A 19791-nucleotide genomic window follows, 5' to 3' on the forward strand; every position below is an offset into this window, starting at 1 on the left:
CGCACCGGACGGTGATCGTGTGGTCTCGACAGGCTGGATACGCTGGTGCGATGGGGACGCAGGAGGGCGGGACCCTCCACGAGGGGACCCTGCGCGAGACAGCGCCGAGTGACGCGGCGCCGACCGAGCGTGCATTGACCACCACCTTGCCCTCTGCCACCTGGATCCCGCTGGCCCGGGCCCATGCCGAACGGGCCGACGCGATGACCGCGGGCCACCGCGCCCGCCGGTCCCGCGGCGAGAAACACGCCATCGAGGACTTCCTGTACGACTACTACGGCACCCGCCCCATGACGCTGCGCCGCTGGCATCCGGGCGTGGGCACCGGCCTGTCGCCCGCGCCGGACGGGCTCGCCGAGCACGCCGCCTGGAAGTGGTACCGGGCGTATCCCGACGGCGTGGTCACGCTGGACGTATCGGCGTACCTGCACGGTCGCGGCGAGAGCGTGCGCTACATCCACGGGCTGCTCGCGGCGACGGCGAGCCGGCCGGTCTTCACCGGCTGCTTCGGCCTGCACGAGTGGGCGATGGTCTACCGCCAGCCCGAGCACCGGCACCCGCTGCCGCTGCGGCTCGGCCAGGCCGGCACGGACGCGGTGGTCGAGCAGCATCCGATCCGCTGCACCCACTTCGACGCGTTCCGGTTCTTCACCCCGGAGGCGGTCGGGCTCAACCGGCTGCAGCCCACCCGGGCCACCCAGGTCGACCTGGACCAGCCCGGCTGTCTGCACGCCGCGATGGACGTCCACAAGTGGGCGGGCAAGCTGGGGCCCGCGGTGCCCGGCGCGCTGGCCCTGGACTGCTTCGCGCTGGCCGCCGACATCCGGCTGCTCGACATGCAGGCTTCGCCGTACGACCTGAGTTCGTACGGGCAGCCGCCGGTGAAGATCGAGACGCCGGAGGGCAAGGCCGAGTACGTTTCCCGCCAGCGGGAGTTCGCCCGCCGGGCCGCCGCGCTACGCGCCCGGCTGATCCGGGTCTGCGAGGAACTGCTCGGCCCGGATCTGGCCGCGGAGAACCGCGCGGCCGTGGCGCCCCACAACCTCTGACCGCGCTCAGGAAACCTCGGCGAGCAGCCGTCGCACGCGCCCCTCGGTGACCCGGTTGACGCCGTCGCGCAGCACCTGACGCGCTCGTTCGGCGTGCCGCTCCGCCGGGCCGGACCGCCCGGTCCGGTGGTACGTCACGGCGAGCCACGCGTGCGCGGTGGCGATCCCGTCGGCGTGCGCGACCCGGCGACCCGCCCCCAGCGCCTGCCGCGCCCGCCGGACGCTGCCCGCCCAGTCGCCCTCGTCGCCGTCCAGCATCGCGAGCACGCACATGGTCTCCGCCTCGTACGTGCGGTCGCCGCACTCCTGGAAGTCGCGCAGCGCCCGCTCGGCACAGTCCCGGGCGGCCGCCCGGTCGCCACGGTCGCGGTGGGTGAGGGCGAGCCCGTACAGCGCGATGCTCCGGTCGTACGGCGACTCGATGCGGTCGGCCACCTCGATCGCGTCGAGGAAGTAGCCCTGCGCCCGGTCCAGCTCGCCGAGCGCGTGATGGGCGAGCCCGAGGCTGCGCAGGCCGTACGACTCGATGTGGTGAATGCCGAGGTCACGGGAGATCCGCAGCGACCGTCCGAACTCCTCCAGGGCCGCGGATGTCTCCCCGCGGTACCAGTGCACCGAGCCGAGCAGGCCCAGCGTGGTCGCCCGGCACCGCGGCGAGGCCAGCTGCTCCTCGATCGTCAGAGCCTCCCGGCACACCGCTTCGAGCTCCGCGATACGGCCCAGGCTCAGGTACGCGAGACCGATGTTGTTGAGCGTGGCCGCGCTCTCCTCCAGACGCCCGTGCCGCCGATGGATCGCCAGCGCCTGGTGATGGTGTGCGATCGCCTGGGCGTAGTCGCCGAGCGTGTTGTGCAGGTTCGCGAGGCTTCGGTACATCGCCGCCGTACCGTCGTCGTCGCCCTCCGCCAGCGCGGCGGCCAGCGCCGCCCGCGTGGTTTCCAGCCAGTCGGTCCGGTAGCTGCCGGTCCAGAAGAAGCCGCGCAGCCCGTCGGCGAGCAGCCACGCGAACCGGCGCGGTCCGGAGTGTGCGAAGTGGCCGATCGCGGCGACCAGGTTCGCCCGGTCGGCGAGCAGCCATGCCATCGCCTGATGCGGGTCGCCCGGACGGGACGGTTCGGGGCTGCCGGAGGGCGGCAGCGTCAGCCGGATGAACTCCGGGTGCAACTGGTCGGCGGCGCCGTCGACCATCGCCGCGTACCACCGGCCGAGCCGTTCCAGGGCGGGCGCCGCGTCGTCGTGGGCGGCGAGCCGTTCCCGGGCGTACCGGCGCAGCAGGTCGTGGAACTGGAACCGGCCCGGGCGGTGCTGCTGCACCAGGTTGGCGGCGGCGATCCGGTCCAGCAGGCGCCGCGCCTGCGCCACGGTCACCTCGGCCAACGCCGCCAGCGCCTCGGCGGTGAAGTCCGGCCCCGGCACCAGGCTCAGCAGCCGGAAGGCCCGCCGTTCGGCCGGTTCCAGCGCGTCGTAGGACAGCGCGAACGTCGCGGAGACCGCACCGGGGTCGCCGTCGTCGACCGCGAACGCCGCGAGACGGTTGCCCTCGCGCAGATCGGCCAGATACCGGACCGGATCCGTACCGGCCACGGTCACCAGCTTGGCGAGCGCGATGCTGATCGCCAGCGGCAGATGGGCGCACAACTCGGCGAGTTCGTCGGCAACCTCCGCCGACACGGCGACATCCGCCGCCGCGAGCAGGTCGACGACCAGCCGCCGGGACTCGCCGGGTGCCAGCATGCCGACCTGCAGCACCCGGGCGCCGTTGGACACCACGAGGCCGCCGAGCCGCCGACGGCTGGTGATCAGTACGGCACAGCCGGGCGCCCCCGGCAGCAACGGGGTGACCTGGTCCTGATCCGCCGCATTGTCGAGGACGACGAGCATCCGCTTGCCCGCCAGCTGCGAACGGTAGAGGTTGACCTGCTCGTCGAGACCGAGAGGGATGGCGGAGTGCGGCAGGCCGAGCGCGCGCAGGAACTGCGCCAGCACCGAGGTCGGCGCCTGCGCCGGACCGTGGTCGAACCCGCGCAGGTCGACGAACAACTGCCCGTCCGGGAACGCCTGCCGGGCCCGGTGTGCCACCTGCACCGCCAGCGAGGTCTTGCCCGCACCCGGCGGGCCGGACAGCAGCACGATCGGCACCACGGTCCGTTCCCGATCCGGGGCGAGCACGGCCAGCGCCGTACGCAGCTCGTGCTCGCGCCCGACGAACCCGACCGCGGCCGCCGGGATCTGTGCGGGGACGGCAGCCGGGCCCGAGTCGTGCGCGACCGGCTCGGCCAGCCGGGCGTCGCCGGTGAGGATGCGCTGGTGCAGGTGGCGCAGCGGTTCGCCCGGCTCGGTGCCCAGCCGATCGACGAGCAGCCCGCGAACCTGCTGGTAGACGTCGAGCGCTTCGGCCTGCCGCCCGCAGCGGTACAACGCCAGCATGAGTTGTGCCCACAGCGGTTCGTGCAGCGGATTGTCGACCGCGGCCGTGCGGATCTCGCGTACCAGATCGTGGTGGTGTCCGAGCCGCAGCTCGACGTCGAAGCGGGCCTGCAGCACCCGCAGCCGTTCCTCGGCGAGGCCCGGGCCCACGTCCCGCAGCAGCGTCCCGGACGGGATGTCCGCCAGGGCCGGGCCGCGCCACCAGCCCAGCGCCTGGCGCAGCAGCCCGGCCCGCTCCCGCAGGTCGTCGGTGCGGCCGGCCTCCGCGGCCAGGCGCCGGAACTGTACGAGGTCGAGCTGCACCCCGCTCAGCCGCAACAGATACCCGCCCGGTGTCGTCTCCACGAGGCCCGGGACGCGCAGCGCTTCGCGCAGGCGGCGCACGTACGTCTGCACCGCGCCGCGGGGATGGGCGACGTCGGCGCCGTCCCACAGCCAGTCGGTCAACTCCCCGACCGACACGGCCCGGTCCGGATGCATCGCCAGTGCCGCGAGCAGAACCCGGAGCTTGCCCGCGGTGATCTGCACGGGCGTGCCGTGCACGCACACCTGCAACGGGCCGAGCAGACGAATCGAGGCGGTGACGTCCATGGCTGGTCGCGCGTCTCCCGCCGCGGGTCCGATGACAGTGGAAGCCAAGAACCTAACAACGCCCCTCCCCCGAGCCCGTCCGGTGTGATCGACGACGCAGCGGCTGTCACCGCGTACGCAGCACGAACTTCCCCACGGACGACCGCGACTCCAGCCGCCGGTGCGCCTCGGCCACCTCGGACAGCGGCAGCTCGGTGACGTCGATCCGGACCACCCCGTCGGCGACCGCCCGCAGCGCCTTACGCAGATGGCGGCGCAGGATGTCCGGACGGCTGCCCGCCAGCCCGCCGAGGTTGTACCCGACCCGCGCGGTGCTGGAGAACCAGACGTCGTTGCCCTGATACGTCGAGTCCGTGGCCGCGGCGTCACCGAAGACGACATGCCGCCCGAACGGTGCCAGCAGCCCCGCAACGGCCTGCCGGGGCGCGCCGCCCACGGAATCGAGCAGCACGTCGACGCTGCCGTCCGCCAGCAGCTCCGGGAACTCGTCGTACGTCGTCACGTCGTCGTAGCCGTACCGCCGGGCCGGGGCGATCTTGTCGGCGCTGCCGACCGCCCCCACCACCCGCGCCGCCCCCATGGACCGGGCGAACTGGGCGGCCGCGGTGCCGACGCCACCGGCGGCGGCGTAGACGGCCACGGTCTCCCCGGCACGCAGGCGGGCGGCCTCGGCGAGGATCCCGTACGCCGTGGTGACGCTGCACGGCGCCGCCGCGGCCAGCGCCGGATCCAGCCCGGCCAGCTCGCCGTCAAGAGGGATCACGAGGTCCGCGCGGGCCGCGGCGATCTCGGCGTTGCCGCCACCGTCCAGAGTGAGCGCCGCAACGGGCTGACCGACGCGCAGGGCCGAGACGCCGTCGCCGAGCGCCCGTACCGTGCCGGCCACCTCCAGGCCGGGCACATGCGGCACCCCGACCGGGAACTGGCCGCGGCGGAACATCACCTCCGCGAAGTTCACCCCGGCATGGGTCACGTCGATCAGCACCTGACCGGGCGCCGCGACCGGCGTCGGCACCTCGCGGACGGCGAGCACCTCGGCCGGTCCGTACTCGTCGAAGCGGGCGGCAAGCATGGTCGTACTCCTCGCTGGTTGTGGTTTCGATTCAGTACCGGCTGCCGACGGCAGCCGGGGCCGCGGCCAGCGCGGCCAGGTCCTGCGCGCCGAGCTCCACCTCGGCGGCGGCGACGTTCTCCCGCAGGTACCGCAGGTTCTTGGTGCCCGGGATCGGCACGACGTGGTCGCCCTGCGCCAGCACCCACGCGATGGCGACCTGGGCGGGGGTGGCATCCCGGCGGTCGGCGACCGTACGGATGACGTCCACGATGCGCAGATTCACGGCCAGCGCATCCCTTTGGAACCGCGGCGCCCGGGCCCGGAGGTCCGACGCCTCGAACGTCGCGCTGTGCAGCACACCGGTCAGGAATCCGCGACCGAGCGGCGCGAACGGCACGAACGCGGCCCCGTTCGCCGCGCACCAGCCGACGACGTCGCCCGGCCGGGCGTGGCCGGCGCCGCCCACGGGCTCGGATTCGGGTACGGCGTCCGTCTCGCCCAGCGCGATGCGGGTCCACAGCGACAGTTCCGACTGGACCGCAGCCACCGGGTGCACGGCGTGTGCCTCGGCGGCCTCGGCGACACTCACCTCGGACAGCCCGAGGTGCCGGACCTTTCCGGCGCGGACCAGTTCCGCCAGCGCGCCCCAGCTCTCGGCGAGCGGCACGGCCGGATCCACCCGGTGCAGATAGCAGAGGTCGATGACATCCGTGCCGAGCCGCTGCAGGCTCGCCTCGACGGCAGCCGCGAGGTACGCGGGTGAGCCGTCCCGGTGCATCGTCTTGCTGGCGAGGTCGTCCACGACGAGGCCGACCTTCGTGGCGAGCACCACGCGGGAACGGCGGCCCGTGAGGGCGCGACCGAGCAGGCGTTCGTTGTGCCCGTCACCGTAGATGTCGGCGGTGTCGAGGAACGTGACGCCGAGGTCGACGGCCGCCCTGATCACCTCGACCGAACGGTCGTCGTCCCGGCTGGACTCCTGATACGCCCAGCTCATACCCATGCAGCCGAGACCGATCGCGCCGACCTCGTATCCCGTGCTGCCCAGTTGCCGCGTCACCATCGACCGTCCCCGTCCTTCGATCGGCCGCCCGCGCCGGATGCGTCTGCATCGGGTGGGCACATGCGAACGCGACGTCGACGGCCAGGCGCCGCACCATCGCGCGGCACCTGCCCCCGTTGAGCTGCGTACGCCCACGGCCTGCGGGCACGAGCTGCCGTCGTGACGTACCGGGAGGTTGCTCTGCCCGAGTCCGCCGCGTTCGAGATCGACGCTAATCAGGAGCGCTTTCAGATCGCTTACATCGCCCTGTCAGCGACGGTGCGCCCACCAGCGGCTACGTCGGCTCGGCATCGAGGATTCGGCGAATCGCCGAGGTCTTCGGGTACGTCCCGAGAAGCCGCCCAGGTGCGGCCGGGCCGGTCCGCCGGTATGCCTTCCATTCGTTGTTGCTGTCAAGCTTCCAACGGCTCACCGCACAGGCGTTGAGCCCGGACGACACGTTGAGAATGATCAGTGAGGCGGCTGAGTCCGCATAGGGAAGGAGCGTCCGATGGATCTCACCGGTGCGCGCTGGCGCAAGAGCACCCGCAGCGGCAGTGACAACTGTGTGGAGGTGGCCGACAACCTGCCCGGCATGGTCGCCGTGCGGGACACCAAGGACCGAGACGGCAGCGCACTCGTCTTCACGTCAGGCGAGTGGGCCGCGTTCATCGGCGCCGTGAAGGACGGCGAATTCGATCTCTGAGATCTGCCACCGCCGTCCAACAATCCACCGTCATTGGAACCCGTAGACCCGCGTTTGCGGTAGTCAGTCCATCTCGCCGCGGCGGCCGCGCTTGACCTGGCTGCGGCGTTTCTTGTCGGCGATCCGCCGTTCCACAGCGCCGCGTGACGGCTTGGTGGCCCGCCGCACCCGTGGCGGCGGCACGATGGCCCCGGCCACCAGACCGGCGAGCCGGGCCGCGGCGGCCTCCCGGTTGCGCAACTGGGAACGGTGCTCGGACGCGGTGACCGTGAGCACGCCGTTGACCAGCCGGCCGCCGAGCCGCACCACGGCGCGCTCGCGCAGCGCGGCGGGCAGCAGCTCGGAACCGGCCAGGTCCCACGACAGCTCGACGCGCGAGTCGGTCGTGTTGACGCCCTGGCCGCCGGGGCCGCTCGACCGCGAGAAGCGCCAGGACAGCTCGGCGGCCGGGATCGTCAGTCGCTCGTTCACCTGTACGTCGTCCGGCACGCGATCAGCATTCCATCCGGGCCGCTGCCCCGCTACGCAGTTGTGGATCATCGCGTCGCCGCAAGACGGTCGAATCGGGCTAGGCACGACGAGGTTGCCCGGGGATGGAGATACTGGACGCCGGCGGGGTTTCCCGCACCCAAGGAGGTTGCGTGTCTGCACAGCCCACCCCGGTCACGGCGACCGGCTATCCGTGGCCCATCGAAACCACGCGCCTGGCCAACGGGCTGCGCGTCGTCGTCAGTGAGGATCGCAGCGCCCCGGTGGTCTGCGTCAATCTGTGGTACGACGTCGGCTCGCGCCACGAGCCGCCCGGCCAGACCGGTTTCGCGCACCTCTTCGAGCACCTGATGTTCGAGGGTTCGCTCAACGTGGCGAAGACCGAGCACATGCGCCTGGTGCAGGGCTCCGGCGGCTCGCTGAACGCCACCACGAACCCGGACCGCACCAACTACTTCGAGACCGTACCGGCGGAGCACCTGGAACTGGCGCTGTGGCTGGAGGCGGACCGGATGGGCGGCCTGGTCCCCGCGCTGACCCAGGAGACTCTGGACAACCAGCGCGAGGTGGTCAAGAACGAGCGGCGCCAGCGCTACGAGAACGTTCCGTACGGCGATGCGTGGCTGCGCCTGCTGCCGCTGCTGTACCCGGTGGGGCACCCGTACCATCACGCGACGATCGGGTCGATGGAGGACCTGAACGCGGCCGCGCTGGAGGTGTTCCAGGCGTTCCACCAGCGCTACTACGCCCCGAACAACGCGGTGCTCACCGTGGTCGGCGACGCCGCGCCGGATGACGTGTTCGCGCTTGCGGAGCGGTATTTCGGGGCGTTGCCCCCGGTGCCGGACATCCCGGCCGCGCCGAGCGGGCATCTGAGCGGACCGCCCGCCGAGCCGGCCCGGGACACGGTCACCGGTACCGTCCCGGCCCCGCGGATCTATCTGGCGCACCGCACCCACGCGTTCGGCACGGCCGGGTACGACACGGTGACCGTGCTCGCGGCGGTCCTGGGCAGCGGTCGCGGCAGCCGGCTGTACCAGCGGCTCGCCGACGGCGCCCGGATCGCCCAGCCGGACTATGTGGGCGCGTACGGCGTGGACCTGGCGCACGCGCCCGCCCCGCTGATCGTCACGGCCACCGCCAAAGACGGGGTGAGCGCGCAGACGCTGGAGGAGGGCCTGGCGGAGGTGGTGGACAGCCTGGCCACCGAGCCGGTGACGGACGCGGAACTGGACCGGGCCAAGGCGCTGCTGACCACCGCGTGGTGGCGGCAGGTGTCCACGGTGGGCGGCCGGGCCGACACGCTCGGCCGGTACGCCACCCAGTTCGGCGATCCGGGGGCGGCCGCGTACCGGCTGCCGGCCTGGCGGGCCGTCACCGCCGGGGACATCGCCGACGTGGCCGCGCAGGTGCTGCGTCCCGAGTCCCGCGTCACCCTGACCTACCTGCCGAAGGAGACCTCATGAGCCTCGTCGCCGATCGGCCCGGGCCGGGGCGCGTGCGCCCGTACACGTTCCCGGCGATCACCCGCCGGGAGATCGCGGGTGGCCAGGTGGTGGCCGCGCATCTGCCCGGTCAGTCGCTGGCGACGGCGGCGCTGTTGCTGGACGCGGGCGCGGCCCGGGAGTCCGCCGGGCGGGAGGGCACCGCGACCGTGCTCGCCAAGTGCCTGGAGGAGGGTACGACGGCACGGGACTCCGCAGCGTACGCGCTGGCGCTGGAGGGGCTGGGCGCCGAGCTGTCCACTTCGGTCGACTGGGACACGTTCCAGGCGAGCGTTTCCGTGCCGGCCGGGGTGCTGGTCCCGGCGGTGGAACTGCTGGCCGAGGCGACCCGTACGCCGAGGTTGGACGAGGCCGACGTGATCAGGGTGCGCGACGACGAGGTGAGCGCGCTGCGGATGGAGTGGGCGCAGCCGGGCCCGCGCGCGGACGCCGCGCTGCGCGCCGATCTGTTCGGCGCAGCCGAGCGGTACGGCCGCCCGCCGCACGGCGACCCGGCGTCGGTGGCGGCGGTGACGGTCGAGGACGTGACCGGTTTCCACGCGCAGTGGCTGCGCCGTCCGGGGGTACTGCTGGTCGCCGGTGATCTGGAGGTGCTGGACCTGGACGCGCTCGCCGCTGCCGCGTTCGCGGGCACCGCGGCCGGTCCGGAACCCGAGGGCGGTGTGCTGGGGGTGCCGGTGCGTGCGAGCCGCCGGGTGGTGCTGGTGGACCGGCCCGGCAGCGTGCAGTCGACGCTGCGGCTGGGGCACCGGGCGCCGCACCGGGCGCACCCGGACTATGTGCCGATGACGCTGGCCGCGACCGTGCTGGGGGGCGCGTTCACCTCGCGGCTCAACCATCTGATCCGCGAGGTGCGCGGCTACACGTACGGGATCCGTGGCGAGTTCGCACTGACCAAGCGGTTCGGCAGGTTCGGGGTCAGTTCCGCCGTGCAGACCGCGGTGACCGTCCCGGCGCTGACGGACACGGTCGGCGAGATCTCGCTGATGCGCCAGGGCGGCGTGACGGAGGACGAGTTGGCGGTGGCGCGCACGTGGCGGGCGGGCCAGTTGACCGTGGAGATGCAGACCCCCGGGGCGATCGCATCCGCGCTGGCGACGCTGGTGATCCACGGTCTGCCGGACGACTACCACGCGACGCTGCGCCGCCAGTTGCTGGAGGCGACGGTCGACGAGGTGTCGGCTGCGGCTGCGGAGCACCTCAATCCCGAGGGGATGACGCTGGTCGTCGAGGGCGACGCCGCGCAGATCCGCGACGATCTGACCGCCGCGAAGATCGGCGACATCGTCGACGCGACCGTGTGATCCGCCGGTGGGTGCTCCGGGCCTCGCGGAGCCCGGAGCACCACGCCGTGGCCGTCATGGGGTGACGGCAGCGAGTGCCTTGACGATGTTCCACTCGGCGAGGTCGAGCATCCACTGCCGATCGGGGAAGTCGGTGTCCGCGATGCGCAGCGGCCCCTCGACGAGCGACAGGACCTGCGCGTACCGGTAGAGCTCCAGGCGGTCCGGGTCGAGTTCCACCGGGTGCAATGCCGGGTACGCCGTGCCGAACCGCAGCTGCAGCCAGGCATGCTCCCACTCGGCGTCGAAGTAGGTCAGTCCCTCGAAGTCGATCATCACGGGTTCGCCGGACGGCGTGACGAGAACGTGGTCCGGGCCGAGTTCGCCGTGCACCAGGACGTACGACTGGCGGGGCGTCACCGTGCTCCGGAGGTGCCGCACGTGCGCGGCGATCCGCTCGTGCGCCTCGGCCAGGCGGGTGTCGCGGGCCGCCGACGCGGCGAGGTGCGCCATTGCCCGGTCGACGATGATGTCCTCCGTCGGCCGGGTCTGCGGCGCGGTGTCGCAGGCGATGGCGGCAAGCTTGCCGTAGCGCTCGCCGCGCGTGGTGTGCATGCGGCGTAGCGCGTCACCGAGCGCGGCCAGCGGCGCGGCGGCCGCAGCGGGATCGCTGTCCAGCAGCTCCTCGAGCTTGCGCCCACCGGCGTCCTCGACGACCGCGACGTCGGCGTCGAGGTGCCGCCCGTCGCGGTCGAGCATCAGCAGCCGCGGAACGCGCACCCCGGCCTCGGCGAGGGCGGCGTGGCTGACGGCGAACAGCTCCGCGCCGGAGGCGTCGGTGAACGGATCATCGGGCACCGTCTCGGATGGCGGCCAATAGTTCTCGCCGGGCGCCCACACGTACAGCACCACGGTGGTCCGGTCGTCCAGCGTCAACCGGTAGACGCCCTTCTTGGTGCCACCGGCGAGCCGGTCCAGGGCCTCGATGCGCCGGTCGGTGCCGCAGACCTCGGCGGCGAGGTCCCGGACGTCGTCCGTCGTGAGGAACGTCCGCATCATGATCCTTTCGTGGGAGGAAGCCGCGGTGGCGGCGGGAGGCACCCGCCCGCGAGCCCGGGCCATGCTGCCCGATCGGACATCACGCCACAAACGAATACGTACGGTCGGCAGCGAGCAGGCGATCCATCCGGAACCCGCCGATCGGTGGAACTGACAACGTTGTCGCGGGTTGCCAGAACGTGACGTACGAGTTTCAATACCTGCTGCACGCTCGTGAGAGCGCTCTCACACTCCCCCGACAGGAGCGTCCATGCCCGCCGCCCGGCCCACCCCCACCGCTCCCCTGTCCCGCCGCCGCCTGCTGGCGCTGCCCGCCGCCGCGGCCGCCGCCACCATGGCGGCACCGCTGTTCTCCCCGGACGCCGCGATCGCCGGCGGCTACGCCGCCCGCCACCTGGTCGACCGTTCCCTGGCCGCGCCGGTCAGCCGGGCGTACCGGTATCTCGACGTCGTGCAGGACGCCTACGTCAAGGGCGGCGAGCCGCGGCTGCTGCAGTCGTACAACAACGAGAGCGGCCTGATGACCAGCGCTTTCGTGTACGACAACGCGCTCGCCGTCCTTGCCTACCTGGCCAACCCCACCATCGCCAACGTGCGCCGCGCCCGGCTGATCGGCGACGCGCTGCTCTGGGTCCAGGCCAACGACGACGCGTTCAGCGACGGCCGGGTACGCCAGGCGTACGCGTCCGGCCCGATGCTCTTCTACGGCGGCGGCCCTTACTTCCCCGGCCTCAAGCGCGCGGACGGCAAGGCGGCGATCCTGCACCCGTTCGGCTTCGGCGGCTCGTCCACCGGCGACCTGGCCTGGACCGCGCTCGCCCTCGCCCAGCTCTACGTCGACACCCGGATCACCAAGTACCTCGACGGCGCGGTCGCGCTCGGCCGATGGGTCGCCGACCAGACCTCCCAGTACCGGTACGGGGGCTACCACGGCGGCCGGCAGGCCGACGGCGTCACCGCGCAGCGCTGGACCGCCACGGAACACAACATCGATGTGTACGCCCTGTTCGCGCTGCTCGCGAAGCTGACCCGGGACCGGCAGTGGACCCGCCGGGCCACAGTCGCGGCGGACTTCATCCAGGCCATGTGGAACCCGGCCGGCGGGCACTTCTGGACCGGCACCCTCGGCGGCAACGAGGGCGAGGACCCCAACCAGATCAATACCGGCAACGTCCCCGAGGACGTGCAGACCTGGGCGCTGCTCGGGTTCTGCGACCGCGGCCACGACACCGCCGTCGACTGGGCGATCGAGCACCTGTGGAACACCGACGGCGGCGTCGGCTCCCAGCTCCCGCCGGGCATCAAGATCTCCGGGCTGACGTACAGCACCGCGGCGAAGACCGCGACCGGGACCGTACCCAACAGCGACCTGCCCAACGACCCGCGCGCGGTGTGGCTGGAAGGCAACGGGCACGCCGCGCTGGCGCTGCTCAAGCGCGGCCGGCCCGGCGACGCAGTCCTGGCCCGGCGGCTGCTGCACGAGACCGTCGTCGCGCAGGAACAGCTCGGCGGCGGGCAGACCGTCGGGCTCACCGCCGACCCGCAGGACGGACGGCTGTCCAACCCCGGCGAGGGCGGCACGTGGACCGGCACCTCGCTGCCCGCGCAATCCGGCATCGTCGCGGCCACCAGCGCGTTCGACACCGGGTTCCGGTTCGGCTACTTCCCACGTCAGCACGTGGGTGCGACCGCATGGTTCCTGATGGCCGGGCAGGGCTTCAACCCGTACCGGTGAGTGTCTGCCCGCCCGGGCGGACGGGGGCGGTCCGCGGCACGGCTGACGGGGGGCCGTGCCGCGCCGCGACCGCGCTGGTGACCGGTCTGCGGCGGATATTGCGGTTCGGCACGTCTGGCGGGCACCGGATAACGTCGTGCCGTGACAATCACCGGTTCGCCCCCCACCACCCGCCCGGCCCGCAGGGTCCTGCGCACCGTGCTGTTGTGGGTGCTGCTGCTGCCCGGCGCCGCCTGGGCGGTGGTGCGGTTCGGCGGATGGGAACGCGACTCGCTGGTGCAGTTGTTCGCCTTCACCCCGTACGTGGCTGCCTGGGCGGTGGTGCCCGCCCTGCTGGCGTTCGCCGCCCGCCGCTGGCTGACCGCCGCGGTCGCCACGGTCAGCGCCGCACTCCTGATCGTGTGCGTGCTGCCGCGATCCATGGCCGATCACGACCGCGGCCCGCAGACCGGCGTCACGCTGCACGTGCTGACCGGCAACATGTACGTCGGGCACGCCGACCCGGCGACGATCGTCCGGCTGGTCCGCGAGAACGACGTGGCGGTGCTGGCGCTGCAGGAGTACACCGGGGCGGCCCGGACGGCGCTCGCCACGGCGGGGCTGGACCAGCTGCTGCCGTACTCGTCGCTGGCACTGCCCATCGGCGGCGACGAGAACGGCGCCACCGGCTCGGCGCTGTACTCGCGATACCCGATCGTCGCGCCGGGCGTGCGTCACAACGGCGGCGGCTTCCAGCAGGCGTACGGGACGATTCAGCCGCCCGGCGCCCGGCCCGTCACGTTCGAGTCGGCGCACCCGCTCGCGCCGTTCGCCGTGGACGTCCTGCCCAAGTGGCGTTCGGACCTGCAGGCCCAGCCGCACGCCGAGGCGAGCGGCCCGCTGCGCGTCCTGATGGGCGACTTCAACTCGACGCTGGATCACAGGGCGCTGCGCACGGTCGTCTCGCACGGCTACCGGGATGCAGCCGACGCCACGGGCAAGGGCCTGATCGGCACCTGGGGCCCGTACGCGGACCCCCGGCTGCCTCCGGTGACCATCGACCATGTCCTGGTGGACGAGCGCATCGGGGTGGCCGACGTCTCGGTCCACGGCCTGCCCCACAGCGACCACCGCGCGGTCCTCGCCGACCTGCGCCTCCCGAACCCGTGACACCGAGGCCGGCCCCGCCCCGGCCCGGGCGCCCGAAACCGCGGCGCCCGGGCCGGGACGCGGGTCAGGCCGGGCTGTTGGAGCGGGACAGGCCGTACGTGAGTGCGTCGGTGAGCGCGTGCCAGCTCGCCTCGACCACGTTCTCGTGCACGCCGACCGTGGTCCATTCGCGGGGGCCGTCGGACGTCTCCAGCAGCACCCGGGTGATCGCCCCGGTGCCGTGCGAGCCCTCCAGGATGCGCACCTTGTAGTCGGCCAGCTCGAACGTGCGCAACTGCGGGTAGTGCTTCGACAGTGCCACCCGCAGCGCCTCGTCGAGCGCGTTGACCGGGCCGTTGCCCTCCGCGGTGGCGATCACGCGCTCGCCGCGTACCCGGACCTTGACCGTGGCCTCCGAGACCACCGCGCCGTCCTCGCGGTGCTCGACCAGCACCCGGTACGACTCCAGCGTGAACGGCCGCACCAGTGCCTCGCCGGGCAGTTCCCCGCGCACCAGCAGTTCGAACGACGCGTCCGCGGCCTCGAACGACCAACCGCCCGCCTCCAGGTCCTTCACCTTCTGCGTGACCGTGGTCAGCGTCTCCGGGTGGCCGGCCAGGTCCAGCCCGAGCTCGCGGCTCTTGAGCTCGATGCTGGCCCGGCCGGCCATCTCCGTCACCAGGATCCGCATGTCGTTGCCCACCACCGACGGGTCGACGTGGTTGTAGAGCAGCGGATCCACCTTGATCGCGCTCGCGTGCAGCCCGGCCTTGTGGGCGAAGGCGGCGGCCCCGACGTATGCCTGGTGGGTGTCGGGGGCGATGTTGGCGATCTCGGCGAGCGCGTTGGACACGCGCGTCGCCTGTTCCAGGCATCCGTCCGGTAGGACCTTCAGCCCGAGCTTGAGTTGCAGGTTCGCGACGACCGCGAACAGGTCGGCGTTGCCGGGACGTTCGCCGTACCCGTTGGCGGTGCACTGGAAATGGCAGACCCCCGCCTCGACCGCGGCGATGGTGTTGGCGACCGCGCACGACGTGTCGTTCTGGCAGTGGATGCCGAGCCGGTCCGCGCTCACCCCGGCCCGCTGCACCACGTCGTTGATCGCGGCGGTGACCAGGGACGGCAGCATGCCGCCGTTGGTGTCGCACATGACGACCCGCTCCGCGCCCGCCTCGAACGCGGCCCGCACCACCGAGGCGGTGTAGTCGGGGTCGTACCGGAAACCGTCGAAGAAGTGCTCGCAGTCGACGAACGCGCGGCGGCCGTTGGCCACCAGGTGGGCCACGGTGTCGCGGACCATGGCGAGGTTCTCCTCGCCGGTGGTGCGCAGCGCCCGCTCGACGTGCCGGATGTCGGACTTCGCCACCACGCACACCACCGGGGTCTCGGCGTCCAGCAGCGCCTGCACCTGCGGATCGTCGGCCACGTCGACCCCCGCCTTGCGGGTCGCGCCGAACGCCACCAGCACCGCGTGCCGCAGCTCCAGCTCGGTACGGGCACGCCGGAAGAACTCGGTGTCCTTGGGCATCGCGCCCGGCCAGCCGCCCTCGATGAAACCCACCCCGAACTCGTCCAGCAGCCGGGCCACGGCGAGCTTGTCGGCGACCGAGTAGCTGATGCCCTCGCGCTGCCCGCCGTCGCGCAGCGTCGTGTCGAACACCTGGTAGGTCATGGCGGATGTCCTCTCTGCAGGCGGGTGGCCCACAACAAAAAGACCCCCCGCGGATGCGGGAGGTCTGCGCGTCGGCGAAAACAGTCGGCCGGCGCGCTAGGTGCGAATAATCAGCACGGAGTGGGTCACGCAAGGAAGCATGCCACCAACAGCCCGTAGATGGGGCCGTAGTCCAGAATCCGGGAAGGCTAGGTTGTCAGGGTGGCTGCGGAACCGTACTCCCGGAACCTGGACTTCTCGACCACCTACAACTTCCGAGACGTGGGTGGCTACCGCGGTCTCGGTGGCCGCACGGTGCGCTGGCGGCGGCTGTTCCGCGCCGACTCGCTGCACCGTCTCGGCGCCGCGGACACGGAGGCGTTCACCGCGCTGGGAGTGCGTACGGTCATCGACCTGCGCCGGCCGTTCGAGGTGGAGCGGCACGGCCGGGTGCCGCACAGCGACACGCTGGACTACCGCAACATCGTGCTGGAGCACGTCGACTGGGAGCAGGTCGCGTACCCGGAGGGCACGGTGCACGAGCGGTGGCTGGCCGACCGCTACCTGAATTTCACCGAGGACGGCCACAAGGCGCTCGCCGAGTCGCTGCGCATCCTCGCCGACCCGGCGGCGGCCCCGGTCGTGGTGCACTGCATGGCCGGCAAGGACCGTACGGGCACGGTGTGCGCGCTGGCGCTGGCACTGCTGGGGGTGTCCGACGCGGACATCGCCGCCGACTACGCGCTGACGGAGCCGGCGATGGCGTCGCTGACCGCGCACCTGTTGCGGACCAACCCCGAGGTGGTGCGGGGCAACGAGCACATGTTCGACTCCCCCGCGGCGGCGATGCGGCTGTTCCTGGCGGATCTGCGGGACCGGCACGGCTCGGTCGAGGCGTACGCCCGCGACATCGGCGTCACCGACGACGACATCGCCACGCTCCGCGGCCACCTGCTGGAGGGCACCGCCTGAGCGCCGCCGCGCGCCCGGGTCGCGGGCGCGCGGCGATCGGCATCAGAGCACCCGGTGCACCCAGCCGAACGGGTCCGCGGCGCGGCAGCGCTGGATGTCGACCAGTTCCTGGCGCAGCGCGGCGGTGACCGGGCCGGTGCCCCCGTCGGCGACCGTGAACTCGCCGTCCGGGAACCGGACCGTGCCGATCGGCGTGATGACCGCGGCGGTGCCGCAGGCGAATGCCTCGCGGATCCGCCCGGATGCGGCGCCGGTCCGCCACTCCTCGAAGCTGACCTTGCGCTCCTCGACCTTCCGGCCGGCCTTCTCGGCCAGCTTGATGACCGATTCGCGGGTGATGCCCGGCAGGATCGTGCCGGTCAGCGGCGGGGTGGCCAGACTGCCGTCGTCCATCACGAAGAAGACGTTCATGCCGCCCAGCTCGTCGATGTACGTCCGCTCCACCGCGTCCAGATACACCACCTGGTCGCAGCCGTGCTCGATGGCCTCGGCCTGGGCGGCGAGACCGGCCGCGTAGTTGCCGCCGCACTTGGCCGCGCCGGTGCCGCCCGGGGCCGCCCGGGTGTAGTCCGGGGAGACCCACAGCGTGACCGGCTTGAGCCCGCCGCTGAAATACGCCCCCGCGGGCGACGCGATGACCAGGAAAAGGTACTCACGGGCCGGACGCACGCCGAGGAACACCTCGGAGGCGAACGCGAACGGGCGCAGGTAGAGGCTGCCGTCCTCGATCTGGGGCAGCCACTGCCGGTCGATGCGAATGATCTGGCGCAGCGACTCCAGGAACATGCCGGTCGGCAGCGCCGGCATGGCCATCCGCTGCGCCGAGGCGGCGAACCGGGCCGCGTTGGCGTCCGGCCGGAACATGGCGACCCCGCCGTCCGGGGTGGTGTACGCCTTCAGGCCCTCGAAGATCTCCTGGGCGTAGTGCAGCACCGCACTGGCCGGGTCCATCGGGATCGGGGCGCGGGCCTCGACGCGCGGTTCGTACCACCCCTTGCCGTCGGCGTAGCGGATGGTGACCATGTGGTCCGTGAAGACCTGCCCGAAACCGGGGTTGGCGAGCAGCGCGGTCCGCTCGGCGTCAGCGACCGGCGCCGCATGCGGACGGATCTCGAAATCGAGGTTGTCACCACCACTCATGGCACGTGACCTGCTTTCTTCATGAATGAGCGAGCGTCGGGGGCACCCGTGGTGCCCATGAACTTACCCCGAACGGTCGTTCATGCCGACCATCGGCGGGGTGGGCGCCATCGGCCGGCCGCACGGGAGCGGACGGCAGGGCGCAGCGGTGGCTCGGGTGGGACCGCTCAGGCGGCCGCGGCAGCGGCGACCCGGTCCCCGACCTCGGCGGTACGCAGCGGCGCGCCCGGCGTGCGGGACGCGACCTCGGCTGCGACCGCCTCGGATACTCGGCGGGCCTCGTCGGGGCGGCCGAGATGCTCCACCAGCAGGGAGGCGGAGAGGATGGCGGCGGCCGGGTCGGCGATGCCCTGACCCGCGATGTCCGGCGCGGAGCCGTGCACCGGCTCGAACGTCGACGGGTACCGCCGCTCGGGGTTGACCGAGCCGCTGGCGGCCATGCCGATGCCACCGGTGACGGCCGCGGCGATGTCGGTCAGGATGTCCCCGAACAGGTTGTCCGTCACGATGACGTCGTAGCGCTGCGGGTTGCTGACCATGAACATGCTGGCCGCGTCGATGTGCTGGTACTCGGTGGAGACGTTCGGGAATTCGGCGGCGACCGCGGCGAAGGTGCGCGCCCACAGGCCGCCCGCGTGGGTCAGCACGTTCGTCTTGTGCACCAGGGTCAGGTGGCGGCGTTCGCGGCGGGCGGCCCGGGCGAACGCGTCGCGGATGACCCGCTCGACGCCGTGGCGGGTGTTCAGGCTCTCCTCGGTGGCGATCTCGGCCGGGGTGTCGCGGTGCAGGACGCCGCCGGCGCCGACGTACAGGCCCTCGGTGCCCTCGCGGACCACGACCATGTCGATCTCGCCGGCCTTCACGCCGGCCAGCGGGCTGGTGGTGCCGGGCCACAGGCGGGAGGGGCGCAGGTTCACGTACTGGTCGAAGTCGAAGCGCAGCCTGAGCAGCAGGCCGCGCTCCAGCACGCCGGGCGGGACGCTGGGGTCGCCGATCGCGCCGAGCAGGATCGCGTCGTGGCCCGCCAGCTCCTGCTGGACCGCGGACGGCAGGATCTCGCCGGTGCGGTGGTAGAGGCGGGCGCCGAGGTCGTACTCCGAGTACGCCAGGCCGGGCAGCACGGCGTCGAGGACCTTACGGGCCTGCGCGGTCACCTCGGTCCCGATGCCGTCGCCGGCCACCACCGCGATCCGCGCCACCGTCACGTCCACTCCCTCGTTCAGCCGACTCCGCTGAAGCCTAACGGCGTGTCCCGTTCTCCGGTACGGCGGTCCCACCATACGGCCGAGTAATCGTTCAGGAGCCGCACACGCGAAAGCCCCCGCGAATCACGGCAAGATCGCGGGGGCAGTCACGACGAGTACGCATTGGCTCGCGCCCGCCGGGGTGTACGCCGCGCGGACAGCACGCGGACGCGTCACCCGAAGACGAGCCCGGCCCGGCCGTGCGGCAGGACTAACGCTAGCGATGCGGACTTATGTCACGCAAGACGCATGCCCCCGCGTGTCGCCGCAAGGATCCGCAACCGCGCCGGACCGTGTGGCATCATCCGCCGGTGAGTTTCGACCTCGTGGTGTGGGCCATGGACAACACGGACATGCCGGACGCGGTGCGCGCGGCCAACGCGCGGTGCGCCCGCGGCGAGCACCCGCAGCGCCCCGCCGACCCCCGCGTCGTGGCGTTCTACGACGCGCTGACCCGCGACTACCCCGACCGCGGAGCGCGCGCCAAGGCCCCCGGTTCCCCCTGGGCCGCCGCCCCGCTGCACGCCGCGGCGGACCACATCCAGATGCGGCTCGCCGAGGACTGCCCGGACGTCGTGCTGGAGACCATCGAACGGCTGGCCGGCGAACTGAACCTGGACCTGCTCGACCTGCAGGACGGCACGGTCTACCCGCCACCGGCCCGCGTGCACTGAACCGGCGCGGCTCAGTCCTCGCGTAGGTCAGTCCGCGCGCAG

The 19791-nt window shown here is 72.5% G+C and carries 16 protein-coding genes; 8 read left to right on the forward strand and 8 right to left on the reverse strand.

Annotated elements, in window-relative coordinates; genetic code table 11:
- Positions 1–50: 50 nt before the first annotated feature.
- Positions 51–1049 (forward strand): 3-methyladenine DNA glycosylase, encoded by a 999-nt coding sequence (locus tag ACMCNK_RS15335; RefSeq protein WP_412737081.1) that lies wholly within the window; start codon positions 51–53, stop codon positions 1047–1049.
- Positions 1050–1055: 6 nt separating this feature from the next.
- Here the strand turns inward: ACMCNK_RS15335 and ACMCNK_RS15340 are convergent, their stop codons facing one another.
- The 3 genes from ACMCNK_RS15340 to ACMCNK_RS15350 form a co-directional block, all read right to left on the reverse strand.
- Complete coding sequence (locus ACMCNK_RS15340) at positions 1056–4067, reverse strand: BTAD domain-containing putative transcriptional regulator (protein WP_412737082.1); 3012 nt, start codon at positions 4065–4067, stop codon at positions 1056–1058.
- A gap of 106 nt (positions 4068–4173) precedes the next feature.
- A complete protein-coding gene (locus tag ACMCNK_RS15345) occupies positions 4174–5139 on the reverse strand; it encodes a quinone oxidoreductase family protein (RefSeq protein WP_412737083.1) in 966 nt (321 codons plus the stop codon).
- A gap of 31 nt (positions 5140–5170) precedes the next feature.
- Entirely contained in the window at positions 5171–6184 is a 1014-nt protein-coding gene (locus tag ACMCNK_RS15350) for an aldo/keto reductase (RefSeq protein WP_412737084.1), read from the reverse strand.
- 490 nt (positions 6185–6674) lie between these two features.
- On the opposite strand from ACMCNK_RS15350, the gene ACMCNK_RS15355 reads away from it, so the two are divergent.
- On the forward strand, positions 6675–6869 hold the full coding sequence (locus ACMCNK_RS15355; protein WP_412737085.1) for a DUF397 domain-containing protein: 195 nt from the start codon (positions 6675–6677) through the stop codon (positions 6867–6869).
- Between the two features lie 63 nt (positions 6870–6932).
- On the opposite strand, the gene arfB is transcribed toward ACMCNK_RS15355, so the two are convergent.
- Positions 6933–7358: an alternative ribosome rescue aminoacyl-tRNA hydrolase ArfB gene (arfB, locus tag ACMCNK_RS15360; RefSeq protein ID WP_412737086.1), complete on the reverse strand. Its 426-nt coding sequence runs from the start codon at positions 7356–7358 to the stop codon at positions 6933–6935.
- A gap of 152 nt (positions 7359–7510) precedes the next feature.
- Here arfB and ACMCNK_RS15365 point away from each other — a divergent pair, with 152 nt between their 5' ends.
- Together ACMCNK_RS15365 and ACMCNK_RS15370 are read left to right on the forward strand one after the other, a co-directional pair.
- Entirely contained in the window at positions 7511–8824 is a 1314-nt protein-coding gene (locus ACMCNK_RS15365; RefSeq protein ID WP_412737087.1) for a M16 family metallopeptidase, read from the forward strand.
- Positions 8821–10167 (forward strand): M16 family metallopeptidase, encoded by a 1347-nt coding sequence (locus tag ACMCNK_RS15370; RefSeq protein WP_412737088.1) that lies wholly within the window; start codon positions 8821–8823, stop codon positions 10165–10167. Before ACMCNK_RS15365 ends, ACMCNK_RS15370 begins: the two co-directional genes overlap by 4 nt.
- 54 nt (positions 10168–10221) lie before the next feature.
- Here ACMCNK_RS15370 and ACMCNK_RS15375 read toward each other — a convergent pair whose 3' ends face one another.
- Positions 10222–11205 carry a phosphotransferase family protein gene (locus ACMCNK_RS15375; RefSeq protein WP_412737089.1) on the reverse strand — a complete coding sequence of 328 codons (984 nt, stop codon included), beginning with the start codon at positions 11203–11205 and terminating at the stop codon, positions 10222–10224.
- 250 nt (positions 11206–11455) lie between these two features.
- On the opposite strand from ACMCNK_RS15375, the gene ACMCNK_RS15380 reads away from it, so the two are divergent.
- A complete protein-coding gene (locus tag ACMCNK_RS15380) occupies positions 11456–12940 on the forward strand; it encodes a hypothetical protein (protein ID WP_412737090.1) in 1485 nt (494 codons plus the stop codon).
- Between the two features lie 141 nt (positions 12941–13081).
- Entirely contained in the window at positions 13082–14089 is a 1008-nt protein-coding gene (locus ACMCNK_RS15385; protein ID WP_412737091.1) for an endonuclease/exonuclease/phosphatase family protein, read from the forward strand.
- A 64-nt stretch (positions 14090–14153) separates the two neighbouring features.
- On the opposite strand, the gene cimA is transcribed toward ACMCNK_RS15385, so the two are convergent.
- Positions 14154–15740 carry a citramalate synthase gene (cimA, locus tag ACMCNK_RS15390; RefSeq protein WP_412737092.1) on the reverse strand — a complete coding sequence of 529 codons (1587 nt, stop codon included), beginning with the start codon at positions 15738–15740 and terminating at the stop codon, positions 14154–14156.
- Between the two features lie 201 nt (positions 15741–15941).
- Between cimA and ACMCNK_RS15395 the strand changes: the two genes are divergently transcribed.
- Positions 15942–16691 (forward strand): tyrosine-protein phosphatase, encoded by a 750-nt coding sequence (locus ACMCNK_RS15395; protein ID WP_412737093.1) that lies wholly within the window; start codon positions 15942–15944, stop codon positions 16689–16691.
- Between the two features lie 42 nt (positions 16692–16733).
- Here the strand turns inward: ACMCNK_RS15395 and ACMCNK_RS15400 are convergent, their stop codons facing one another.
- Positions 16734–17831, reverse strand: coding sequence for a branched-chain amino acid aminotransferase (locus ACMCNK_RS15400; protein ID WP_412737094.1), 1098 nt, complete (start codon positions 17829–17831; stop codon positions 16734–16736).
- A 167-nt stretch (positions 17832–17998) separates the two neighbouring features.
- Entirely contained in the window at positions 17999–19030 is a 1032-nt protein-coding gene (locus ACMCNK_RS15405) for a 3-isopropylmalate dehydrogenase (RefSeq protein WP_412740867.1), read from the reverse strand.
- Positions 19031–19386: 356 nt separating this feature from the next.
- On the opposite strand from ACMCNK_RS15405, the gene ACMCNK_RS15410 reads away from it, so the two are divergent.
- On the forward strand, positions 19387–19749 hold the full coding sequence (locus ACMCNK_RS15410; protein ID WP_412737095.1) for a hypothetical protein: 363 nt from the start codon (positions 19387–19389) through the stop codon (positions 19747–19749).
- The last annotated feature ends 42 nt before the right edge of the window (positions 19750–19791 follow it).

This window comes from Krasilnikovia sp. MM14-A1259 (assembly GCF_047159535.1).
GTDB lineage: Bacteria > Actinomycetota > Actinomycetes > Mycobacteriales > Micromonosporaceae > Actinoplanes.